Origin of the sequence: Undibacterium sp. RuRC25W, from assembly GCF_049339825.1 — a bacterium.
Taxonomy (GTDB): Bacteria; Pseudomonadota; Gammaproteobacteria; order Burkholderiales; family Burkholderiaceae_D; genus Undibacterium.
Window position 1 is genome coordinate 91,429 of sequence record NZ_JBMPPD010000008.1, and the last position, 21,505, is coordinate 112,933.

Here is a 21,505-nt window from a genome sequence, read left to right on the forward strand (position 1 = left end):
GAAAAATATCAATGACTACAAACTGTTGTTCACCGGTCAGTCATCAATAAAAAATATTCGTTGGACTGTGGCTCAATTGAGTAGACTCAATTAGGTCAACTTTGTAGGTGGGTTTGTCGTTTTTGGCGCCAATCACTGGCTCCTTTAAATGCGTCTGGGTGACCTTTTTGAAAGGCCATTCGATGGCTTATTTCATCCGAAATCGCGCGCTATTTATTGAAGTCAAATTGGTGGCAAAAAGAAAGTTGTTTTGGGTTACTAACTATTGGCTAATTCTTCACAAACTCTTTCCGACTAAAAATAAAGAGGCCCTGATTCAATTTCTCGGAGCCTCTAGGTTTGAGTTAAAAAAGAGGTCTTGCCGGATTAAAGCTTTTTTAGCTCCTTTTGTTAGCGGCTTGCAAAGTTCGCTAGCAGTTTTTAATCATTACCATTTTCTACAAGTCAACACTCTCTTGGAGATGCTGAAATTCTTTACTGGCATGTGTCAATATTTGGTTGAGTGACGAATGGGTCAGTCCTAGTTTTTCCCAGGGGAGTGCCGTAATATCTGGCATGACATCGTCGAGCTTCTCGTGGGTATTGAGTATGTGCCCAATGTGGTCGGCAAGGTTGACGATGGAGGCCAGAAACCGTAACCCTGGCGTTTCCGGATGATGGTGTCCAGCAATGGCATGCGTCATTTGCTCTGAAAAATTCCATTGGTTTGCCAGCGCTTCGCCTACAATCGCATGTGTGATGCCAATGACATGTTTTTCTGCTTCAAATCGGGAGCATTGGTGATTCGCTTGCCATGCCAGGACTTGCTCGTAATCAGCCCCGTGGTATGTGACAAGAACAAGAATGCCGATGTCATGCAATAAGCCAGCGGTGAACGCGACATCCTGATTGAAATTTAATTGGGAGGCGATTGATTTTGCGACGATGGCAACGATATTTGAGTGTTTCCAAAATTCTTTATGACTAAAGCCGCGGCAATTGTTTTCTGGGAAGCAGCCTGTTAGTGAGGCGGTAACGATAATTTGCTGGACGGTATTGAGACCTAATATGGCGATAGCTTGCTGTATCGTCGTTACCTTGATGACGGTCGAGTAATACGCAGAATTGGCATAGCGTAAAGTTTTTGCAGTGAGAGCGATATCATGCGTCACTTTTTTTGCTAATTCCATCGTATCAAGGTTTTCTTTGTCGATGTTGTTAAGGATCTCCATGACCACTGCGGGCAGCGTAGGTAAATCTTTTACATCGTCAATAATTTCCTGAATTGCAATCTGCGCCATGCTTTACTCCTGAATGTGCGTCTGATACTTGCGGGTACAGTGCTTTATGGCGAATGAAGGATGATGTCACTCGCTAACATGTCTAAGTATTGCCTAAAACGTGCCGAGGCGTGTCGCCACATTAGTTTGTGGGACGTATTTGTCGCATTTACGCCATGGTGGCGGTCTTGACGTCGTCAAAGACGGTGGTATTACTTACACTTTAGAGTCGATGCGTTTTTCGCTGATACTGATTTTGGCGCGCTCGAGCATATCGATAGCGGCAGGGCCACGTAAGAGGGTGACGGCAACGGCAAGTGCGTCAATGTAGGTCAGGTGCGCCAGACGTGAGGTCATTGGTGTGTAGATATCTGGATCTTCTTCCACGTCGACGCTGATGTGCACATCGGCGTAATCAGCTAAGGGGCCGCCGCTGGCGCACAAAACTAAGACTTTTGCGCCCGCTTGTTTTGCTAGTTGTACGCTGTTAATCAGGTCTCGTGTGCGGCCAGTTCGGGAAAATGCCACGACAACACAGTCGCTATTGAGCAATGAGGCGGATTGCGCTTGCAAATGTGCATCGCAGAAGACCGTGGTGGGGATGCCAAAGCGGAAAAATTTTAATTGCGCATCTATCGCCAACGCGCCTGAATAGCCGAGTCCATAACATTCTATCCGACGTGCGCGCGCCAATAAACTGACTGCCGCTTCAAAGCTTGCGGTGTTGGCGTTATTGCGTGCTTCCATTAAGGTGGCGATGGTTCTATCAAAAACCTTCGGCAACACGTCTCGTACGTGATCAGCTTGATTGACGTCCAGATGCAGATACGGGATTCCGGTCGCTAAACTTTTGGCGAAGGCAAGTTTAAAACTCTTAAAGCCATCAAAACCGAGACTCTGCGAGAAACGGGCAACGGTAGGTTCGCTCACATCGCATGCTTGCGCCAAGACGCGGATCGACATTTCAAGCGCATCGTGCGGTTTTTGTAGTAAAAATTCAGCAACTTGCCGTTCTGCGCGGCTTAAGGCAGTGCTGGCGGTGCGGATGCGCGCCAATAGCCCTTTTTCAGAAGGGGTTGAAGATTTGTTGTCAGAAAAAGGAATGGCCATGGTGTACGTTTCGCGATCAGGACTGGTTCAATAAAATAGGTGGCAGGCTGCCATGTGCACTAGCCCTGATGTTGCTTGCTGATGTTATTTGGTGAGGTAGCTCAGTATAGTAATCAGGGACACCAGAAAACGTCAATTGTGCAGCTTGCCTCGCGGAGTAACGCGGCAACCGGCAAGTCCCCGTTGAAGGCATTATCCAGCACCTGACGCTTTTCGGCACCAGTAATTACTAGCCAGATGCGTTCTGTACTCAATAACCGTGGCAATGACAACGACATGCGGCTTTGGCGGGTTTGTGGATGTACCGCTGCCAGGCAGGTCAGATGATCGTGCTGCGTTGGCGCGCCGGGGAACAAGGACGCAATGTGACCATCTGCTCCCATGCCAAGCAATACTGCACTGAAAGGGCGTGGAAGTTGTATTTGTAGGCGGTCATCAATCGCATCAGTTGCGACTTCTGGCGAGCTGCTGGCGTTTTTGAGTGAAACCAGTTTCCAGCTTTTGTTCAGTGCCGACGTGTGCAGGCAACGGCGGAATAATCCTTCATTGCTTTGCTGATCGGCATCGCTGACCCAGCGTTCATCGGTGGCCACCAGCTTCACTGGATTTTTGGTGCCAGAGTTTGCCAACAACTCATCGAGTCGCTGATAGATGGGGGCGGGCGTAGAGCCGCCAGCGAGCGCAAAGCTGGAGCCATCCGGTGTTGTCTCAATGATGGTCAGCCACTGTTGACTGAGTGCTTCAGTCAGAGCGCTGAAGTTCTCGAAAGTGTGATAATTCATTTGTGCCATATCGATCAGTTGTCTACGTATTCTTCGCCCCAAGCGGCACCATTTTGCGCAAGCAAGAAGCTCGATGCCGATGGGCCCCAGCTGCCAGCGATATAGGATTTCAAGCCTTCATGGTCGTTCTGCCAGGCGCTCATAATCGGATCGATCCAGCTCCAGGCGGCACTTAATTCATCATCGCGGACAAATAGGGTCAGATCGCCGTGCATCGCGTCGAGTAACAGGCGCTCATAGGATTCGACGCGACGTGAATTGGATGCTTCAGCAAAGTCCAGATTCAATGCGACATCAGATAAACGAATGCCTTCGCCAGGTTCTTTGGCTTTCATGAACAGTTGAACGCTTTCTTCTGGTTGCAGAGAAATCACCAGACGGTTCGAGCGCATCGGTCCTTGAGACTGACCAAAAATTGAGTAAGGAATTGGCTTGAAGTTGATCGTGATCTCTGCGCAGCGCGTTGCCATGCGTTTGCCAGTGCGTAGATAGAACGGTACACCAGCCCAGCGCCAGTTGTCGATCTCTGCACGGATCGCCACAAAAGTCTCAGTGCGGGTCGCTTGTGGAACACCTGGTTCTGCCTGATAGCCAATCACTGGCTGACCATCCACCGCACCGGCGCGGTATTGACCACGTACTGTTTTCTTGCTGACTTCATCTGGTGTGAACTTACGTAAGGCGCGTAAGACTTTCACTTTTTCATCACGGATCGCATCTGGATTGGCATTGACCGGTGGTTCCATCGCGACGATAGAGACTAATTGCAGTAGATGGTTTTGTACCATATCGCGCAAGGCGCCAGTATGGTCATAAAAGTCGCCGCGTGATTCAACGCCGACTTGTTCGGAAATAGAAATCTGTACATCCTGAATCCACTTGCGATTCCACAGCGGCTCTAGGAATGAGTTGGCGAAACGCAGTGCCAGCAGATTCTGCACCATCTCTTTGCCGAGATAGTGATCAATACGGTAGATCTGGTTTTCGTTCAGATAATTACGCAGGGACTGATTGATGTCACGTGCTGACTGTGCATCACGGCCAAGTGGTTTTTCAACAACGACCCGTGCATTGCCTTCAACCAGGCCATGCTTGGACAGTTGTTCAACGACAGGGATGAAAATATCCGGGCCCGTTGCCAGATAAAATAGAGTAGCGTTTGTTTCTGATGTGTTGAGCGATGCTTTCAGCGCTTCAAAATCTGTAGGAACACGTGCATCAATTTTGGTGTAATGCGTTAAGTCAAGAAAGGCGGCCAGTGTTGCAGCGGTCGCGCCGCTTACTTTAGAGGCGTACTCAGAAATACTGCTACCAACTCGTGAACGATACTCATCGTCCGTCAACTTCTCACGTGCCGCACCGATAAATTTGAAATCATTATCTAGTCTGCCGTTCACAAACGCGCTGTATAACGCTGGGATGATCTTGCGCTTTGCCAGATCGCCTGTGCCGCCAAATAAAACAAATGTGGTCATGCTGACTCCGTGATGTTTTTTGAGTTGTTTTGTTCTGAATCTATAGGTGCGCCGCGAAGCAAGGCGAGAAGGGAGTTTGCCTAGTCTGCCGCACTCTATTCAATTCCGGTAAGGGTATGTTTTTAAAACTATTCTGAATTTACGAGCAGTTTGATTATGCCAGAAAAACTTCAGAAATGTAGTTTCATTACGAGAAATTTGATAATAATGCATAAAAAAGTAGCGTTTAAAGAAATTTCTGAAAGTTTGTTACGGAAATTTTCTGAATTATGCTATCTTTCATGCTATCTTTGGTTGTATTAAATCAGTATCTTCGACAAGCTTTATTATTTCTGCCCATTAGGGTATCAGGTGAGTTTATGACGACATCTCCTTCCGTAGCGTTGCATCCGGTAATCAGCCAGGTCACTCAACGTATTATTGATCGCAGCAAACATCTTCGCAGTGCTTATCTCTCTCAGCTTGAAAAAATGCGTGGTCGCGGCCCACGTCGTGCCAGCTTATCGTGCGCCAATCAGGCGCATGCCAACGCTGCCATGGATAGCAGCACTAAAATCTGGCTGAATCAGGCGCAAAAACCGAATATCGGGATTGTGACTGCCTACAATGACATGTTGTCTGCGCATCAACCTTATGAATCGTATCCACAACAAATCCGCCAGACTGCATTGCGTTTTGGTGCTACCGCGCAGGTAGCCGGTGCTGTGCCTGCCATGTGCGACGGGGTAACGCAGGGACGTCCAGGCATGGAATTATCTTTGTTTTCACGCGATGTGATTGCACAGGCAACAGCAGTTGCGTTATCGCACGATGCGTTTGATGCGACTTTGTGCCTTGGTATCTGCGACAAAATTGTGCCAGGCTTGCTGATTGGTGCTTTGGCTTTTGGTCATTTGCCAACGATTTTTATTCCAGCTGGTCCGATGGGCTCTGGTTTGTCCAATAAAGAAAAAGCGGCAGTGCGCGAGCGGTACGCGCAAGGTAAAGCCACTAAAGAAGAATTGCTTGCTGCCGAGAGCGCCGCTTATCACAGTGCAGGTACCTGTACATTCTACGGTACTGCGAACAGTAATCAGATGTTGCTCGAAGCCATGGGCTTGCATCTTCCCGGCGCAGCGTTTGTCCATCCTAATGATCCGTTGAGGGACGTATTGACAGACGCCGCCGTTGAGCGTGTTCTACAAATGACGGAGCAAAGTGGTAACTACAAGCCAATTGGTCAGCTGGTGAATGAAAAAACCATCGTCAATGCGATTATTGCGTTACTGGCGACAGGGGGCTCTACTAACCACACCATTCACTGGGTTGCTGTTGCTCGTGCTGCCGGTATTTTGATTGACTGGCAGGATTTTGACGAGCTCTCCGCAGTCATTCCATTGCTCACCCGTGTTTATCCAAATGGCACAGCAGATGTGAATGCGTTTGAAGACGCGGGTGGCCCGGTGTTTGTGATCCGCGAATTACTGTCCGCTGGTTTGATGCATGGCGATGTAATGACGGTGTACGGCGATCAAGGATTGCATTCGCATACTGGTCGTCCTGTATTGACTAAAGAAAACAAAGTGCAATGGCAAGCGCTGCCAGCCTTATCGACCGATACGTCAGTAGTCCGCAATGTCACCGAACCGTTCGCAGCAACTGGTGGATTACGTTTGTTGCAAGGTAATCTCGGTCGCGCCATTGTAAAAGCATCAGCCGTACCAGAAGAAGCCTGGATCGTGAAAGCGCCTGCGAAAATCTTTGAATCGCAAGATGCGTTAGTCAAGGCCTACAAGGCAGGCGAGTTGAATATGGATTTTGTTGCCGTGGTGATTTTCCAGGGCCCACAGGCAAATGGTATGCCAGAGTTGCATCAGTTCACACCTGTACTTGGTAGCCTGATGTCTGCAGGCTACCAAGTGGCATTGGTCACCGATGGCCGTATGTCTGGCGCATCTGGCCGCATTCCAGCTGCATTGCACGTCAGCCCAGAGGTTGCACAAGGCGGTCCTTTAGGCAAAGTGCGTGATGGCGATCTGGTGGAATTGAATGTCCACACCGGCGAGTTGAGAGCGTTGGTGGATGAGCAAGAATGGAGCCAGCGCTCTGTTCGTGAGTTAAGTAAAGAGCCCACTTTTGGTTATGGTCGTGACTTATTTGCTGCGCAACGCCGCGTAGTCACTGCCCCTGAACATGGTGCATCAACACTGTTTATAGATTGATTTATCGATTAATTTATCGATTAATTTTGGAGAGACCAATATGAGTTCCGTGAGCTTGACTAAGCAAAATATCATTACCCAACTTGAACAGCTGCGCGTGTTGCCAATTTTAGTGACTGATGATGTCGATCAGGCGATTCGTTGTGTAACCACACTGGCAGAGAACGGCTTGCCAGCGGTCGAGATTACCTTGCGTACACCAAATGCAATGACGGTCTTGCGTGAAGTCGTGAAAGCATGCCCGACTGTTACCGTGGGCGCAGGTACGATTCTGACACAAGCACAGTTAGAGGCAGTCAAAGAAACCGGTGCGGCTTTTGGTATTAGCCCAGGGATCACGCCAGTGTTGGCAAAAGCAGCGGCTGAGTCCGGTCTGCCGTACTTCCCGGGTGTTGGTGGTGCAAGTGATCTGATGTTGGCGCTGGAGTATGGCTTTGATGTGGTGAAGCTGTTCCCATCGGATATCGTTGGCAGCACAAAAATGGCAAAAGCATTGGGCGGACCATTCCCTGACGTACGCTTTTGCTTAACTGGCGGTGTCACAGTGGAATCGACCCCGGCGTTGTTGCAGCAATCGAACATTTTATGTGTAGGTGGCTCTTGGATGTGTCCAGCGTCGCTGATCAATGCAGGTGACTGGACAGCGATTGCTGGTCTGGCTGCTGCAGCTGCACACGCAGCGAAGAAGTAATATTGTCTCAGTGTTGTCCTAATGTTGTGTTCTAGGATGTGAGAGGGAGTATTTGTGAGACGCCATGCCAACTCGGGTACTGATCCGACGACCATGGTAGTACTCCCTTTTTTTTGCAAATAATCAAAATTCAAAGAGTAAAAGCAAGATCATGGCTACTTCTGTTTCCCGTACTCCGCTTTGGTGTTTGTTGCAGCAACGTGCAACGAATTTACCGAGTTTAAAAGAATTATTCCGCGCTGACCCGCAACGTTTTACGCATTTCTCTGCGTCGGCGTGTGGCATTTTGCTCGATTATTCTAAGCAGCGTATCGATACAACAGCAAAGTTAAATTTGCTGGCGTTGGCAAGGCAGCAGAATGTGGAAGAGCGTCGTGATGCGATGCTGCGTGGTGAAGCAATCAATCACACAGAAAATCGCGCTGTGTTGCATACGGTCTTACGTTTGCCTAAAGGTGAATCGTTTGATTTAAATGGCATCAATATTGCCGCCGATGTGCACCAAGTGTTAGCGCAAATGCGTACCTTTAGCGATGCTGTGCGTGAAGGTCGTTGGCTGGGATATACAGGCAAGGCCATTCGCACGATCGTCAACATCGGTATCGGTGGTTCTGATCTCGGTCCACAGATGGCCTGTATTGCTTTGGCGCCTTGGTCACAAAAAAATCTCTCTTTGTACTTTGTGTCGAATGTTGATGGTCGCCATGTGGCTGATGCACTCGCCAATGCTGACCCTGAAACGACATTATTCGTTGTCGCTTCAAAAACCTTTTCGACAATGGAAACCCTGACCAATGCACGCACGGCACGTGAGTGGATGTTGGCACATGGATGTCCTGTTGATCAGATTCGTCAGCATTTTGTTGCATTGAGTACGAATGTCAGTGCCGCAGCGGAGTTCGGCATCGCTCCAGAAAATGTTTTCCCGTTCTGGAATTGGGCAGGGGGGCGTTATTCGATGTGGAGTGCGATTGGACTATCGATAGCGCTGTATGTGGGTGCTGATCGTTTTGAAGAAATGCTTGCTGGTGCGCATGAGATGGATTTGCATTTTGCGCAAGCACCGCTCGAACAGAATTTGCCGGTACTGATGGGATTGATTGGTGTCTGGAATATCAATTTCCTGGGTCTCCAGGCGTTGTCTATTGCGCCATATCATCAGCGTATGACAAGATTACCTGCCTATTTGCAGCAGCTGGAAATGGAAAGTAACGGTAAATCTGTTACCCGAGAAGGCCAGCGCGTCGATTACACGACATCACCAATCTTATTTGGTGAAGCAGGTACCAATGGTCAGCATGCTTACTTTCAGTTGTTGCATCAGGGTGCAACCATTATCCCGACCGATTTTATTGTTGTCGCGGATGATGATGCAGGTCTACCTGGGCATAACCAGGCCTTACTCGCAAACTGCTTTGCGCAATCTAAAGCGATGGCGCTGGGTAAGACCATTGACGAAGTGCGCGCAGAATTGGGCGATTTGCCAGAAAAAATGCTCGCGCCACGGGTGTTTGAGGGTAATCGTCCGACGTCAACGGTTCTCCTTAATGAGTTGACGCCACGTTCCTTGGGCGCGTTGATTGCGTTGTATGAGCATAAGGTGTTTGTACAGTCCGTGATCTGGGATATCAATGCGTTCGATCAATGGGGTGTTGAGTTGGGTAAATCCCTGGCGCAACAGTTGATCAGCCTCGATCCTGCTGCGGTCAAAGAAGACTACGATAGTTCGACCAAAGGTTTGCTGCTGGCGGTAAAACGTAGTCAGAAATATAAAAACGCTGCTTAGGCCGTTTTTCGTCGTTCACACTTCATTGCAAAGATGTTCAGGGCGAAGAAAGTAGCTTCCTGATGTTACTTTCTGCTCGTTTGGGCTGATTGTTGACTTTGCAATGAGGAAATTTGTTGTGTGTAAGCCTCATGTCATTTCTTCGTTTTAAGCTCAATACGCTGAAATACCTAAGGATTCAACGTGGATAGCGATATCCAGGAAAACGCATCAAGATTTTTCATCTTTCTTTGTTTACCCATACCGTAGAATTTCGTCAGCATGAATACTCACCTCCATCCCCAACTTAAAATGAACGATAAAGACGACGATAAAGACCAAAGTTTGCGCGAGGATATTCGCCGACTGGGACGCCTATTAGGTGACACCGTACGCAATCAACACGGCGACGAGGTGTTTGATCTGATTGAACAAGTAAGGCAAAACTCGATCCGTTTCCGCCGCGACGCGGATGAAGCAGCCCGCTCCGAACTGGAAGCAACGCTGGATGGCCTGACGAATGACCAGACAACGCAGGTGATTCGTGCGTTTAGCTACTTTTCGCATTTAGTCAATCTGGCGGAAGATCAGCATCACATCCGCCGTACGCGCGCGCATCAGATAGCCGGATCAGCACCACGTGCGGGTAGTTTGGCGCATACCATCGAGTCGCTGTACAACACAGGACATACATCTGAGCAACTGATCGATTTTTTTCAGACAGCACAGGTGGCGCCAGTATTGACTGCACATCCTACGGAAGTGCAGCGTAAGAGTATTTTGAATTGCCAGATGGTGATTACGCGTTTGTTAGATGAGCGCGATCGTATGCAACTGACGCCAGAAGAGGCTGAAGCCAATGAAGAAGCGCTGGGTCGTGCAGTACTGACTTTATGGCAGACCCGTATGCTCAGGACATCCAAGTTGTCGGTGTTGGATGAAGTCGAGAACGGTCTGAGTTTTTACGATTACACCTTCTTGCGCGAGTTGCCGCAGTTGTATGCGGGTCTGGAAGATTTGCTGGTCAGTAAAGATCCGTCGTTTAAGCAAACAGAATTGCCTAGCTTTATGAAGATGGGCAGCTGGATTGGTGGTGATCGCGATGGTAACCCATTCGTGACAGCGACGATTCTCGAAAAAACGCTGGCGATGCAAAGCACGAGAGCCTTTGAGTTTTATCTCGATGAATTACATACATTGGGGTCGCAATTGTCGATGGCTACCTTGCTGGTGAAAGTGTCGGATGATCTGCAAGCACTGGCGCAACGTTCGCCTGATCACTCTCCGCATCGTTCTGATGAGCCGTATCGTCTGGTCATCAGTGGGATCTATGCGCGGGTTGCTGCTACTTATACGAAGTTGTTAGGCTTTCTGCCGGCGATTCCTCCTAGCGGTGAAGCTGACGTGTATGAGACTGCAGAAGAACTGGCAGCGGATCTCGATATCGTTCACCAATCGTTATTGGAGAATGGCTCTGCAGCAATTACACGTGGGCGCTTGCGTCATCTGCGCCGTGCTGTGCGGGTATTTGGCTTCCACTTGGCGCCCGTTGATCTGCGTCAAAACTCTGATGTGCATGAACGCGTTGTCGCAGAGTTGTTGCAGGCGGCAAATCCACAAGTACGTTATCTGGAGATGACCGAAGATCAGCGGATTGAGGCGTTGATTCAGGAAATCAGTTCAGCCCGACCATTGGCTTCCCCTTATCTGGTTTATTCCGAGGAGACGCAATCTGAACTGGCGATTTACCGCGCGGCGGCAACGGCTAAAAAGCGTTACGGCGATGGCGCTGTTCCAAACTGCATTATCTCTAAAACGGATGGCGTATCGGACATGCTCGAGTTGGCATTATTGCTAAAAGAGTCTGGTTTGTTGCATCCAGCGGAAGGGCGCCTTGACGTTAATATCATTCCATTGTTTGAAACCATCGGTGACTTGCAAAACAGTGCACCAGTGATGGATCGCTTGTTTGCCATTCCGGCGTATGCCCGTTTACTTGCCAGCAGAAATAATGCACAGGAAGTAATGCTTGGCTACTCCGATAGTAATAAGGATGGAGGTTTCCTGACTTCTGGTTGGGAGTTATATAAGGCAGAGTTGGATTTGGTGCAGGTATTCGCGCGCCATCAAGTGAGATTGCGTTTATTTCACGGTCGTGGTGGCTCTGTTGGTCGTGGTGGTGGCCCGAGCTATCAAGCGATTCTTGCGCAACCGGCAGGTGCTGTCCAAGGTCAGATTCGTCTGACTGAGCAAGGTGAGGTCATTACAGCAAAATATGGTAACCCTGAAGTCGGTCGTCGCAATCTGGAAGTGTTAGCAGCGGCGACAATAGAAGCGACATTATTATCTGAAACCGAGTTGGCGCCACGCCCTGAATTCTTATCGGTGATGGAAGAATTGTCTGATCATGCGTTCAAGTCCTATCGCGATCTGGTGTATGAGACCGAGGGGTTTGAGCAATATTTCTGGGAGTCAACCGTCATTTCTGAAATTGCTGGCTTGAATATTGGGAGTCGTCCGGCATCACGTAAAAAATCTACTGCGATCGAAGATTTGCGTGCTATTCCTTGGGTGTTCAGCTGGTCACAATGTCGTCTGATGTTACCGGGATGGTTTGGTTTTGGTGCGGCAGTTCAGCATTATTTGCAAGCGCACCCTGAAAATGGCCTCCAAACCCTGCAAACGATGTTTAAAGAATGGTCATTTTTCTCTACCGTTCTATCGAACATGGAAATGGTGTTAGCGAAGAGTGATATTGGTATCGCGAGTCGTTATGCAGAATTGGTCAAAGATGATGCGCTACGTGCGCGTATCTTTCCCCGCATTGCTGCTGAGCATGCTTTAGCGATTAAAGTGTTAACAGCGATTTCTGGTCAGGAAGAGTTGTTGTCGGCAAATCCATTGTTGGCGCGCTCCATTCGTAATCGGTTCCCTTATTTGTCACCGCTGAATCACGTACAGGTGGAACTACTGGAACGATTCCGTAACGGCGATGAGGATGAGCGTGTTCGTCGCGGAATTCACTTGTCAATCAACGGGATTGCAGCTGGTTTGCGTAATAGCGGTTAATCCTCTTTGAGTATTCTCTGCCAATGAATGCAAAAAAAAACCGCACCACGTCAACGTGTGCGGTTTTTTTAGTTTTCGTGACTCATTGGCGATGGATGGAGGTGGGCTGATATTGTGGTTGTCAAAGAGGTGTGATGCTGAGTTACTCACACGGCGTTTTACCCGTGAATTTAGGCTCAATATCTGCATTATTTTTTAGCCAATATGGTGGCGCTTGTGCTAGCGTAACTAATTGCCGATAAAATGCCGTGATGCAAGAGAAAAATATTGCACTAAATTAAATTATCAACATAGTCGCAGCCTGCTTTATCACTGTTTAAGTCATCTCTTGCTGAAACTGTATTTTTCTGGCGACGTTGGTTGGCGAGCTTGGGTAAATCATGGTGATGGGCCGGATGCTCATGGGTGCTAGAGTATATTTTTATTAATCGCATTTCCGATGTGTAAGAGGTCGTAATGTCTGTGCAGTTATTAGGTGTGGTGGGATGGTCAGGAAGTGGAAAGACGACATTGCTTGAGTTTCTTATTTCTGAGCTGGGGAAACACGGCAAAAAACTCAATGTCATCAAGCATAGTCATCATGACGTGATTTTGGAGCCGCCACATAAGGATAGTGCGCGGTTCAGGGCGGCAGGGGCAGGTGAGGTGATGCTCGTTTCACCTTACCGATATGCGATTGTGCATGAACTGCATCATACTCCCGAACCATCACTGGAAGACTTGTTGCCTCGACTTGCGGAGGCGGACCTTGTATTGGTTGAAGGATATAAATGGGCTGCGATCACTAAACTCGAAGTGTTCAGACCCGATCTTGGGCGAGATGCGAATTTCTGGGATGATAAAAATATCATCGTCGTCGCATCGGATATTGCGGCGCCCAGTGATTTGCGAGAGGGCATCGTTTGGCTGGATTTGAATACGCCTAGAGCAATTGTTGATTGGATAATTGCTGCGATGCAGAATGAAAAACTATCCAGATTTTAAAAGAAAATACTAAAGAAGTGCCTCAAGGCTGCCGTTAAAGTAGTTGTCAGATAAGGGGGATTATCATGAGTGTTACTGGAATTGCTGAAGTAGCAACGACCTTGGCACAGGTCGGCACAAGTCAGGCTGTTAATATTGCAGTCCTAAAAAAAGCGAATGAATTGCAAACCGAAAATGCGACAGCGTTAATTGCTGCAATTCCGACGACAGCGCCAACGGCGAATGCGCCTACATCTAACTTACCCCCACACTTAGGGCGTCATGTTGACGTAGTAGCGTAAAACCCGATCCATTCGAAGCGTATTTAAGCGACTGATTGTGATGTGGTGAGTTCTGATGTCGTAGTGATCGCTGTCCTAAATACAGCGGGAGGCAGTTAAATGCTGAAAACAGCGTACCTGAGGTGCGCTGTTTTTGTTTGTAGAATGATCTTCAACAAGCAAAGTTTTTACCAATCGGCCATAATCTTGGCACTTTATTGCAAGAGGACGAAAATATGAGTCAAGATACATGGGGATGGTCTGATCGCTTGGTCTTAAGTTACGAGCCAATGGACGAGACACACAAAGAGTTTGTCATGCTATGTGCCGCATTGTCGGAAGACAATCCGGAAACATTCATTCAACGACTTGATGCCTTAATCGCACATTCTGTCGACCATTTCGAGCAAGAAAACAAATGGATGGAAGAAACCGCTTTCCCCCCTGCTGGCTGCCATAAGCAAGAGCATGATTCCGTACTGGAAGTAATGCGAGAAGTGCGTCAACGTGTTCTGAGTGGCGATGCTGATTTAGCACCAAGACTAGCTGAAGAGTTACCTCATTGGTTTGAGCATCACGTCGATACCATGGATAATATGCTGGCACGTTTTATGGCTGCACATAGAAGCACGGAATCGATCTCTGAGTTAACTGCTCAATTGTAGTAGTTGCGACCTCAGTGTAGGCAGAGCTTGCTCTGCCAGCCTGATTGACACCTTATTCTGCAGCGACGGTGATGCTGATATCACCTAACTGCACGACCTGACCAGCGCGGATTTTGGCTGTTTTTCGCAATTCTTGCTGCCCATCGACAAAAACGTCGCCGCTTGCCACAATGGCTTTTCCCGCACCACCGCTATCACATAGGCCAACTAGCTTCAGCAGTTGGTTAAGTTCTACAAATTCGCCTTGCAGGCTGAAATCTAATGTTTGCATGTGCGCTCCGACGCGAGTATTCAAAAAGAGGGCGAAGAATACACTAAAAGTCACCGTTTTGTGATTAAGTTTAACTTGACTATCGACCGCGGTGTTGTGTTGCGTCGTATTTTTGTTTGGACCTCGGCGATTGAATAGAGTCTTGTTGCAAGTAAATTTCTTGATTATTAATAAAAATACTATGCAGTACTTGAAAACTTAATGATTCCTAGTAGGATGCAAACTTCTGGTACGTTGAAGTCGAATAACAGTTGCCAACGATTGCATAGATATATTGAACGCGATAAATTAATTTTTTTTATAACACGTGTAAGGTTATTCCTTTTAGCTCGACTATCGTTGGTAGTTAAGATGTTTTTCACTGAAGTACCTAACTCATTTACGGAGAATCAAATGAACAATAAAGCAATGATCGCAGTCGCTCTGGCAGGTTTGGTCGGATCCTCGATGGCAATGGCAGCAGATGCACCAAAAACAGAAAAGTGTTATGGCATTGCAAAAGCGGGTCAAAACGACTGCGCTACTAAAACTGGTTCTCATTCTTGCGCAGGGCAGGGTAAAAAAGACAACGATCCAGCCGAGTGGAAAAAAGTACCAGCAGGTACTTGCGAAAAGGCTGGCGGTAAAACGGATCAAGCTAAATAAACCCGTTTAATTCCGGGGGTTATCTGAAGAGATATGCTCGCATATGCTGACGCAAACTGCTCAATTGCACCACCCACCGCTCGTTCTTGAGGGGGCCGGTGTGGGTTTGCGAACCCTGCATTATTCCGATTTTTTGGAGCAGCGTCCCGCTGTCGACTGGATCGAGGTACATGCAGAAAATTATTTTGCTGACGGTGGGTATGACTTATTTGTCCTTCAGCAATTGCGGCAGCAAATGCCAGTGAGTGTTCATGGCGTTGGCCTAGGGTTGGGTTCAGCTCAGGGCTTTCGCCAAGAACACCTCACCAAATTAAAACGCCTTATCGATCGCATTGAGCCTGCGCTGGTGTCAGAACACTTGTGCTGGGGGGCGATTGCTGGTCGTAGTATGAACGACCTTCTTCCTTTGCCGCTAACCCAAGCCGCCTTAAATTTGGTCTGTGATCGTGTCGACGCGTTACAACATTATTTGCGTCGGCAAGTGTTGATTGAAAACGTCTCGACGTACGTGCGGTTTGTTGATGACACAATGTCTGAAGCTGAATTTTTGCAGCAATTAGCACGACGAACTGGTTGCGGTGTGCTGCTCGATGTGAATAATCTTTACGTCAATCAGGTCAATCATGGTGAAGATGCGCTTGCTGCTTTGCGGGGGTTTGCATCGCTGTCGGTTGGCACTGTCGGGGAAATTCATCTGGCAGGGTATCTTGAAACCCCTGAGTGCCTAGTTGATAACCATGGTAGCCGCGTTAGCCCGCCCGTCTGGCAACTGTTTTCAGACGCGTGCGCTCTGTTCGGTACGAATATTCCTGTTCTGGTTGAATGGGATACGGATATCCCTCCGCTGCCGCTGCTTCTGGATGAGGTTGAAACGGTTCGTCGTTTGCAAGCACTTGCTGATGAATAAATGCTTTCGATCGCCTAAAAAATGAAGCTTGCCCAAATACAGCAGTCGTTTTCTGAGGCCTTGCTGGATCCGACTGCATTTGGGTCGCTAAGCCAGGAACTAAGTACGCATTCTCGCTTACAAGAGCGTTTCGCTTATTATCGAGGAAATCAGAACGGCATCTGGAACGCGGCCCTGAGTGGTGCTTACCCAGTTCTTCTACAGCTTGTCGGGGTAGATTTTTTTATGGAAATAGCGAAGGCGTATGGTATTGCTCACCCTTCTCAGTCGGGTGATCTGAATCTGTTCGGAGCGCACCTCGCAACGTTTTTGCAGGGAAGTGATTTCATTGATGCGTATCCATATTTCACCGATGTTGCAAGGCTGGAGTGGCAGTTACATCGCACCTATTATGCTGCTGATGCGCCACACTTGAGTTTGAGAGAGGCGTTATTTGCTGCCGAGACTTCTGGTCGTGATTTGGCTACAGCATATCTTGTTGTTCACCCGGCTACTTCTTTGTTTCGGAGTCAAGCAAGTGCTATTGATATATGGCAGGCGCATCAAGGTCACGGTGATGTTGTGTTTCCGGTAGATTTACTCAAAGAAAATCTAGGGTCGATTACGCGTCCTCAATGGCATGCATCGCTCACTCAACTAACCCATGCAGATTACCTGGGACTTCAGGCACTGTTTGAACGAAAGAGCCTTGGCGATGCCTTGGAGTTGGTATTGTGTGACGATGCCACGTTTGACATCGGTCTTGGGTTGCAGCGTTGGTTTTCTAGCGAAACGTTCACTCAGATCGTGTTCTCCAAATAAAAATTTTCGTGACTGCTTGTAAGAATCCAGAGATGTCACCGACTCACCAGTATTGAGTGAAACGTATATTGCACTCGCGATACGGAGTAGGTCGTCATGATTTATAAACAGGGAGAACTTGATGGATTTCTTTTTACGTCTGCACGCTTTAAGCCAGCGCTTTGATGAACAATTACAACGTTGGGGTGGTAGCTTGCTGAGTATTGGGTTGCGTTTTTTTGTTGGCTGGCAGTTTTTTAAGGCAGGCTTAATTAAAATTTCTGATTGGTCGGCAACATTGTCTTTATTTCAGGATGAATACAAGGTGCCGGTTTTGCCACCAGAAGTAGCGGCCGTCATGGGCGCTGGTGGAGAGTTGGTCTTCCCGATTTTTTTAGCCGTTGGTTTGTTTTCTCGTCCGGCCGCGCTGGGCTTGTTTGTGGTCAATGCCATGGCGGTGATTTCTTACCCCCAGTTGTTTCAGTTTGAATGCCCTGCGGCGATTAATGACCACTTTTACTGGGGTATCTCGCTGTTGGTATTGGTCATGTTTGGTCCTGGCAAATTCAGTCTCGATACCCAGCTACCATCACGCCGTCAATAAACCGTCGTTTATAGTTCAATTGTGGTGATGTACGCTTCCAGTTTATCTAGGAATATCGTCATTGAGCGCTGGAGTTCAACGATTTTTTCTGTGGTGAATTCTTTGCTGGCAAGTTCTAAGTTTTCACCGATCATTCTTAACTGCTCTATGCCTAGATTAGAACTTGCTCCTTTGATTTGGTGACCAATAGCCTTGATGTCCTCAAAGTTATCCGTCGTTAGTGCAGCATGGATTTTTAACTCCAAAGGTCGCATTGTTGTTAAGAAGAGACCTAGAATTTCCAGATGTGCCTCTTTGTCATCGCCCAGCATATCCACCAAGCGGCTGTGATCAACCAGCGTTTCCGATTCAGTTACTTCCTGTTTTGATGGTGTCGGTTCTTTCGGACTGAGGGAGATTGTTGATTTTGTGAGATATCGTATTAATGTTGCTTTTAATTCGGGTTTCGTAATTGGTTTAGATAAGTAGTCGTCCATGCCTGCGGCGAGACATCGGGGTTTTTCCTCTTGCATTGCGTTTGCTGTCAGCGCGACGATAGGCAGGTGTTGTCCCGTTTCTTTCTCTTGGTGACGAATTTGCCTTGTCGCTTCAAAACCATCCATGACTGGCATATGGCAATCCATCAGTACTAATCCATAGTTTCCAGCATTGGCCATGGCGACCCCCTCCTGACCATTATTTGCGATATCAGCTGTATAGCCTAATTGCTCTAACATGTGTATCGCGACCTTTTGATTGATCAAATTGTCTTCTACGATCAGGATTTTTTCTTTTTCTTTTTCTTTTTCTTTCGACGCTTTTTCAAAATTTGCTTGATCAATAGTCGCGTTGTTGATAACAGGTTCTTGGATTGCTTCTGTTGAAGTCGTCAATAAAATATGTGTTTGTGGGTTCAAATTTTTATGAAGTAGATTAAATAGCTGATCGTATTTAACCGGCACAGGAAGAGTGTCTGCTACTGGATATTTTAGGTATTCTGATTTGCTGGCTTCATCATTGCCAACAAAAATGAGCACGGTTGATGCGAGCCTCTCTTTGAGGTGAGCATCAATGTTGATGCCGTTTTTCTGAATTATTTGTTGTTCGATGAAGCAAAGATCATTCGTTTTTACTTGTGCTAGGTGGAGTGCAAATGCTGCGCTATTTTTTATCACAATAGGGTCTAGCCCATAAGACTCAAGATAAACTGTCAAGCAATCGGATAAGGGCTGACTGTCACAAAATATCAATGGCTGAATTTTTTTTAGTTGTTGGTGACGTAGAGATATCGTCTTTTTGCCGCAAGCTTTCAGTGGAATTTCAAACCAAAAACAACTGCCTTTTGTAAGTTGACTGTCGACACCAATGTCACCTTTCATTAGCTCGACCAATCGCTTGCAAATTGATAGACCCAAACCCGTTCCTCCAAAGCGACGGGTAATGGAGTTGTCTGCCTGAATAAACGGTGCAAATAAAGTCGGTATGACGTCGTGACTAATACCTATGCCATTATCGATAACTTCAAAACGAACAATGTCTTTATCACCCGCGGTGTCGCTACGTCCTGCCTTGATAATAATGTCGCCTTGGGTGGTGAATTTAATTGCGTTGCCAATTAGATTTAATAATATCTGTCGCAACCTGCCTGCGTCAGAGTGAACAAATTTGGGTAAGGCTGGATCAATCGTCGTGATGAGTCTGATATTTTTTCTGTTTGCTCTTTCATTGAGAATTTCGGCGCTGGCCTCAATGACGTTGAGGAGGTCGCATTCTGAATGTTCGATTTTCATTTTCCCGGCTTCGATTTTCGAGAAATCTAAAACGTCATTAATAATCGCTAATAATCCATTCGCGGATTCATCAATCACTTTGATAAATTCCCTTTGCTTTACGCCGAGATCGCTATCGAGTAATAAGTTTGTCATTCCAATTACACCATTCATCGGGGTGCGGATCTCATGACTCATGGTAGACAGGAATGCACTTTTAGCATTATTCGCTTGCTCTGCTCGAATTTTTTCCAGTTCTAGTTCTGCTTCAAAATGGTCACGAATTCGCATAAGCCAGGTGAGCAAAAAGGCGCATACCATAACAAAGCAGGCGAGAGCTATTCCGCTCCATTTGAGATTTCTCGAGCTTTCTGACCATTGAGCAACAACATAACTTTCCGAGATGGCACTCACCGCAACGATAGGGTAAGCATGCGGGGCGCGGAAATTGATGACAAACGTATCCTGTAGCGCAAAACTATCTTTACTGGTGATGTGCACGCGTCCAAAATCAGTTTCACTTTGAAGTGCTTTGAAAAATGGTAATTCAGGATACAGATTTCCAAGAATGAAATTCTCATTCGGTGTGGTACTTAGTACTTTTCCAGCGTAGTCGAAAATGGTGACGAAATTCATTTTTGAACCCAACATGTTGCTAAAATCAGTCAGCAAATAGTTGGGATTGACCATAGTGAGTAGGATGTAATTTTTATCACGCACACGCACTTGCTTGGCAAAAGGTACGCAATGGTTTGTACTCGATTGGTCTTCTTGGGCGATCCCTGTCGTGTCGAGTTCGTTGATGTCTCTGATAAAAACGGGCCGTCCCGCTTCTAGCGTAGTATTCAGTGTTTCTTTAAATCCCAACCACGAGAGGTTGATATGTTTGTTCAGTGCGTGGTGATTGGAGCTGACAAGGACATCACCCTCTTGATTGAGAATGGAGACTGAGCGGAGGTGGGTTGAGTTGCTGACTGTCGCCTCGATGATGCGACTAACCTCTGTGGTGGTGATGTCATTCGTTGACATCTCATCTTTGTTGTTGTTGTTGAGGATGCCAGTAATGACATTCAAGGAGTTATCAATTGACGATAAAGTTCTGGTTAAATGGCTTTCGAGCATTTTTGCCAGTAGCTCACCTTGGGTGTTCGCTTCCTGAATAGCTAATGCTTTATCGTGATTAAGTAAGAAAACGGTACCCAGTAGAATGCCAAAACTGAAGATTACACCCAGAATGATCCATAGCGGAAATTGGCGCAGGACGCGAATGATCTTTGTGTTGACTGGCATTCTTATATGATGGGTTTGCTAATTGGTAAGAACAATGGGATCTAACCTGTGTTTGACAGCAATTGAACGTAGACGACCATCCTTTTTCATTTTATCAATAAAAGCATTGATACGTGCTAAAAATTCCGGCTCACCTGGTGCTACAGCATAGGCATAATCTGTCATATGAAATGGTTTGGGCGGTGCTACCATGCGTGCCCAATCAGTGGTTTCTAGCATGCGTCGGCTATAAGGATAGTCCGTCATAAAAGCGTCGGCGCGTCCGGATTCAACTTCTTGTTCGCGCGTCAAGGGCGGCGAAACGACCAACAGCTTGGCGTTCTTGAGACTACCCTGCATGATGGTTACCATTAACGTGCCTTCCTGAACTGCGATGATACGTCCTGGCTTGTCAATATCCTGCCATGTCTGAATAGCGTCATTAGACTTTGATGTGATCGCGTAAATATCACTGCGCAAGTATGGTTGAGAGAAGTCCAGCTTCGCTTTTCTTGCTGGCGTAATGCCAACGGCATGCATGGCAACGTCACACTTATTTTTGACCAGATTATCAATCAGTTCCGGAAAGGAACTATCGATATATTTGACCTTTACGCCAAGTTCTTTTTCTAATTCGGCAGAAATATCAATATCAATGCCGGTTAATGTTTTAGTTTTTGGATTTCTAAAAGTGATGCTGTAATAATCAGGCCAGATGCAGACTTTTAATTCTTTGGATTGAATGATTTCTTGAAGTTTGTTTTTTGGGCTTACAGACTGCGCTGATGCTGACAAAATGATACTGCTGAGGAGAGATGCAGTCAGAAATTGGAGAGAGAACAGTGGTTTCATTAGCATTCCTTCGTTTTTCACAGACTTGAAGTCTAAAAAGATATTAGGGCGTGTTGACATTTATTTTAACCAAAGCATCGAAGCTGCAATTGCCACAAATGAAGCAAATCGTTCAGCGAGTTTGTCGTATCGCGTTGCAACCCGCCTAAATTGTTTGATGTGAGCAAA

The 21,505-nt window shown here is 47.1% G+C and carries 18 protein-coding genes and 1 pseudogene; 11 read left to right on the plus strand and 8 right to left on the minus strand.

Going from position 1 to position 21,505, the window contains the following annotated elements:
• Positions 1-437: 437 nt before the first annotated feature.
• The 4 genes from ACO0KV_RS05955 to zwf form a co-directional block, all read right to left on the minus strand.
• Complete coding sequence (locus tag ACO0KV_RS05955) at positions 438-1,280, minus strand: HDOD domain-containing protein (RefSeq protein ID WP_423040872.1); 843 nt, start codon at positions 1,278-1,280, stop codon at positions 438-440.
• A gap of 195 nt (positions 1,281-1,475) precedes the next feature.
• A complete protein-coding gene (locus ACO0KV_RS05960) occupies positions 1,476-2,369 on the minus strand; it encodes an SIS domain-containing protein (protein ID WP_423040874.1) in 894 nt (297 codons plus the stop codon).
• A gap of 113 nt (positions 2,370-2,482) precedes the next feature.
• Positions 2,483-3,151, minus strand: a complete 669-nt coding sequence (locus ACO0KV_RS05965; RefSeq protein WP_423040876.1) for a 6-phosphogluconolactonase — start codon at positions 3,149-3,151, stop codon at positions 2,483-2,485.
• A gap of 14 nt (positions 3,152-3,165) precedes the next feature.
• Complete coding sequence (gene zwf, locus ACO0KV_RS05970; RefSeq protein ID WP_423040878.1) at positions 3,166-4,626, minus strand: glucose-6-phosphate dehydrogenase; 1,461 nt, start codon at positions 4,624-4,626, stop codon at positions 3,166-3,168.
• A gap of 359 nt (positions 4,627-4,985) precedes the next feature.
• Here zwf and edd point away from each other — a divergent pair, with 359 nt between their 5' ends.
• The 7 genes from edd (at position 4,986) to ACO0KV_RS06005 (ending at position 14,261) form a co-directional block, all read left to right on the plus strand.
• Positions 4,986-6,827 (plus strand): phosphogluconate dehydratase, encoded by a 1,842-nt coding sequence (gene edd / locus ACO0KV_RS05975; protein ID WP_423040880.1) that lies wholly within the window; start codon positions 4,986-4,988, stop codon positions 6,825-6,827.
• Positions 6,828-6,867: 40 nt separating this feature from the next.
• On the plus strand, positions 6,868-7,518 hold the full coding sequence (gene eda / locus ACO0KV_RS05980; RefSeq protein ID WP_423040882.1) for a bifunctional 4-hydroxy-2-oxoglutarate aldolase/2-dehydro-3-deoxy-phosphogluconate aldolase: 651 nt from the start codon (positions 6,868-6,870) through the stop codon (positions 7,516-7,518).
• 151 nt (positions 7,519-7,669) lie between these two features.
• Positions 7,670-9,304, plus strand: a complete 1,635-nt coding sequence (pgi, locus tag ACO0KV_RS05985; protein ID WP_423040884.1) for a glucose-6-phosphate isomerase — start codon at positions 7,670-7,672, stop codon at positions 9,302-9,304.
• 261 nt (positions 9,305-9,565) lie between these two features.
• Positions 9,566-12,352, plus strand: a complete 2,787-nt coding sequence (gene ppc, locus ACO0KV_RS05990; RefSeq protein ID WP_423040886.1) for a phosphoenolpyruvate carboxylase — start codon at positions 9,566-9,568, stop codon at positions 12,350-12,352.
• 456 nt (positions 12,353-12,808) lie between these two features.
• A complete protein-coding gene (gene mobB / locus ACO0KV_RS05995; protein ID WP_423040888.1) occupies positions 12,809-13,336 on the plus strand; it encodes a molybdopterin-guanine dinucleotide biosynthesis protein B in 528 nt (175 codons plus the stop codon).
• Between the two features lie 65 nt (positions 13,337-13,401).
• Positions 13,402-13,617, plus strand: a complete 216-nt coding sequence (locus ACO0KV_RS06000; RefSeq protein ID WP_423040890.1) for a YjfB family protein — start codon at positions 13,402-13,404, stop codon at positions 13,615-13,617.
• Between the two features lie 215 nt (positions 13,618-13,832).
• Positions 13,833-14,261, plus strand: a complete 429-nt coding sequence (locus ACO0KV_RS06005) for a hemerythrin domain-containing protein (RefSeq protein ID WP_423040892.1) — start codon at positions 13,833-13,835, stop codon at positions 14,259-14,261.
• A 52-nt stretch (positions 14,262-14,313) separates the two neighbouring features.
• Here the strand turns inward: ACO0KV_RS06005 and ACO0KV_RS06010 are convergent, their stop codons facing one another.
• Entirely contained in the window at positions 14,314-14,532 is a 219-nt protein-coding gene (locus tag ACO0KV_RS06010; protein ID WP_423040894.1) for an RNA-binding S4 domain-containing protein, read from the minus strand.
• Between the two features lie 393 nt (positions 14,533-14,925).
• Between ACO0KV_RS06010 and ACO0KV_RS06015 the strand changes: the two genes are divergently transcribed.
• The 4 genes from ACO0KV_RS06015 to ACO0KV_RS06030 all read left to right on the plus strand — a co-directional run bounded on the left by ACO0KV_RS06015 (position 14,926) and on the right by ACO0KV_RS06030 (position 17,468).
• Positions 14,926-15,177 (plus strand): DUF2282 domain-containing protein, encoded by a 252-nt coding sequence (locus tag ACO0KV_RS06015; RefSeq protein WP_423040896.1) that lies wholly within the window; start codon positions 14,926-14,928, stop codon positions 15,175-15,177.
• A 43-nt stretch (positions 15,178-15,220) separates the two neighbouring features.
• Positions 15,221-16,084, plus strand: coding sequence for a DUF692 domain-containing protein (locus tag ACO0KV_RS06020; RefSeq protein ID WP_423040898.1), 864 nt, complete (start codon positions 15,221-15,223; stop codon positions 16,082-16,084).
• 21 nt (positions 16,085-16,105) lie between these two features.
• Positions 16,106-16,885, plus strand: a complete 780-nt coding sequence (locus ACO0KV_RS06025) for a putative DNA-binding domain-containing protein (RefSeq protein WP_423040900.1) — start codon at positions 16,106-16,108, stop codon at positions 16,883-16,885.
• Positions 16,886-17,006: 121 nt separating this feature from the next.
• Positions 17,007-17,468: a DoxX family protein gene (locus ACO0KV_RS06030; RefSeq protein WP_423040902.1), complete on the plus strand. Its 462-nt coding sequence runs from the start codon at positions 17,007-17,009 to the stop codon at positions 17,466-17,468.
• A gap of 8 nt (positions 17,469-17,476) precedes the next feature.
• Here ACO0KV_RS06030 and ACO0KV_RS06035 read toward each other — a convergent pair whose 3' ends face one another.
• The 3 genes and pseudogenes from ACO0KV_RS06035 to ACO0KV_RS06045 all read right to left on the minus strand — a co-directional run.
• On the minus strand, positions 17,477-20,290 hold the full coding sequence (locus ACO0KV_RS06035; RefSeq protein ID WP_423040904.1) for a response regulator: 2,814 nt from the start codon (positions 20,288-20,290) through the stop codon (positions 17,477-17,479).
• A 234-nt stretch (positions 20,291-20,524) separates the two neighbouring features.
• Complete coding sequence (locus tag ACO0KV_RS06040) at positions 20,525-21,397, minus strand: substrate-binding periplasmic protein (RefSeq protein ID WP_423040906.1); 873 nt, start codon at positions 21,395-21,397, stop codon at positions 20,525-20,527.
• A pseudogene (locus ACO0KV_RS06045) lies at positions 21,398-21,505 on the minus strand (IS5/IS1182 family transposase); the annotation flags it as partial.

Coding starts and splice junctions, on each gene's coding strand:
- ACO0KV_RS06000 (WP_423040890.1), top strand. CDS start 13,402: ATGAGTGTTACTGGAATTGCTGAAGTAGCAACGACCTTGGCACAGGTC.
- ACO0KV_RS06025 (WP_423040900.1), top strand. CDS start 16,106: ATGAAGCTTGCCCAAATACAGCAGTCGTTTTCTGAGGCCTTGCTGGAT.
- ACO0KV_RS05960 (WP_423040874.1), bottom strand. CDS start 2,369: ATGGCCATTCCTTTTTCTGACAACAAATCTTCAACCCCTTCTGAAAAA.
- ACO0KV_RS05965 (WP_423040876.1), bottom strand. CDS start 3,151: ATGAATTATCACACTTTCGAGAACTTCAGCGCTCTGACTGAAGCACTC.
- ACO0KV_RS06030 (WP_423040902.1), top strand. CDS start 17,007: ATGGATTTCTTTTTACGTCTGCACGCTTTAAGCCAGCGCTTTGATGAA.
- ppc (WP_423040886.1), top strand. CDS start 9,566: ATGAATACTCACCTCCATCCCCAACTTAAAATGAACGATAAAGACGAC.
- ACO0KV_RS06015 (WP_423040896.1), top strand. CDS start 14,926: ATGAACAATAAAGCAATGATCGCAGTCGCTCTGGCAGGTTTGGTCGGA.
- pgi (WP_423040884.1), top strand. CDS start 7,670: ATGGCTACTTCTGTTTCCCGTACTCCGCTTTGGTGTTTGTTGCAGCAA.
- ACO0KV_RS05955 (WP_423040872.1), bottom strand. CDS start 1,280: ATGGCGCAGATTGCAATTCAGGAAATTATTGACGATGTAAAAGATTTA.
- ACO0KV_RS06020 (WP_423040898.1), top strand. CDS start 15,221: ATGCTGACGCAAACTGCTCAATTGCACCACCCACCGCTCGTTCTTGAG.
- mobB (WP_423040888.1), top strand. CDS start 12,809: ATGTCTGTGCAGTTATTAGGTGTGGTGGGATGGTCAGGAAGTGGAAAG.
- ACO0KV_RS06040 (WP_423040906.1), bottom strand. CDS start 21,397: ATGTCAACACGCCCTAATATCTTTTTAGACTTCAAGTCTGTGAAAAAC.
- ACO0KV_RS06010 (WP_423040894.1), bottom strand. CDS start 14,532: ATGCAAACATTAGATTTCAGCCTGCAAGGCGAATTTGTAGAACTTAAC.
- ACO0KV_RS06005 (WP_423040892.1), top strand. CDS start 13,833: ATGAGTCAAGATACATGGGGATGGTCTGATCGCTTGGTCTTAAGTTAC.
- edd (WP_423040880.1), top strand. CDS start 4,986: ATGACGACATCTCCTTCCGTAGCGTTGCATCCGGTAATCAGCCAGGTC.
- zwf (WP_423040878.1), bottom strand. CDS start 4,626: ATGACCACATTTGTTTTATTTGGCGGCACAGGCGATCTGGCAAAGCGC.
- eda (WP_423040882.1), top strand. CDS start 6,868: ATGAGTTCCGTGAGCTTGACTAAGCAAAATATCATTACCCAACTTGAA.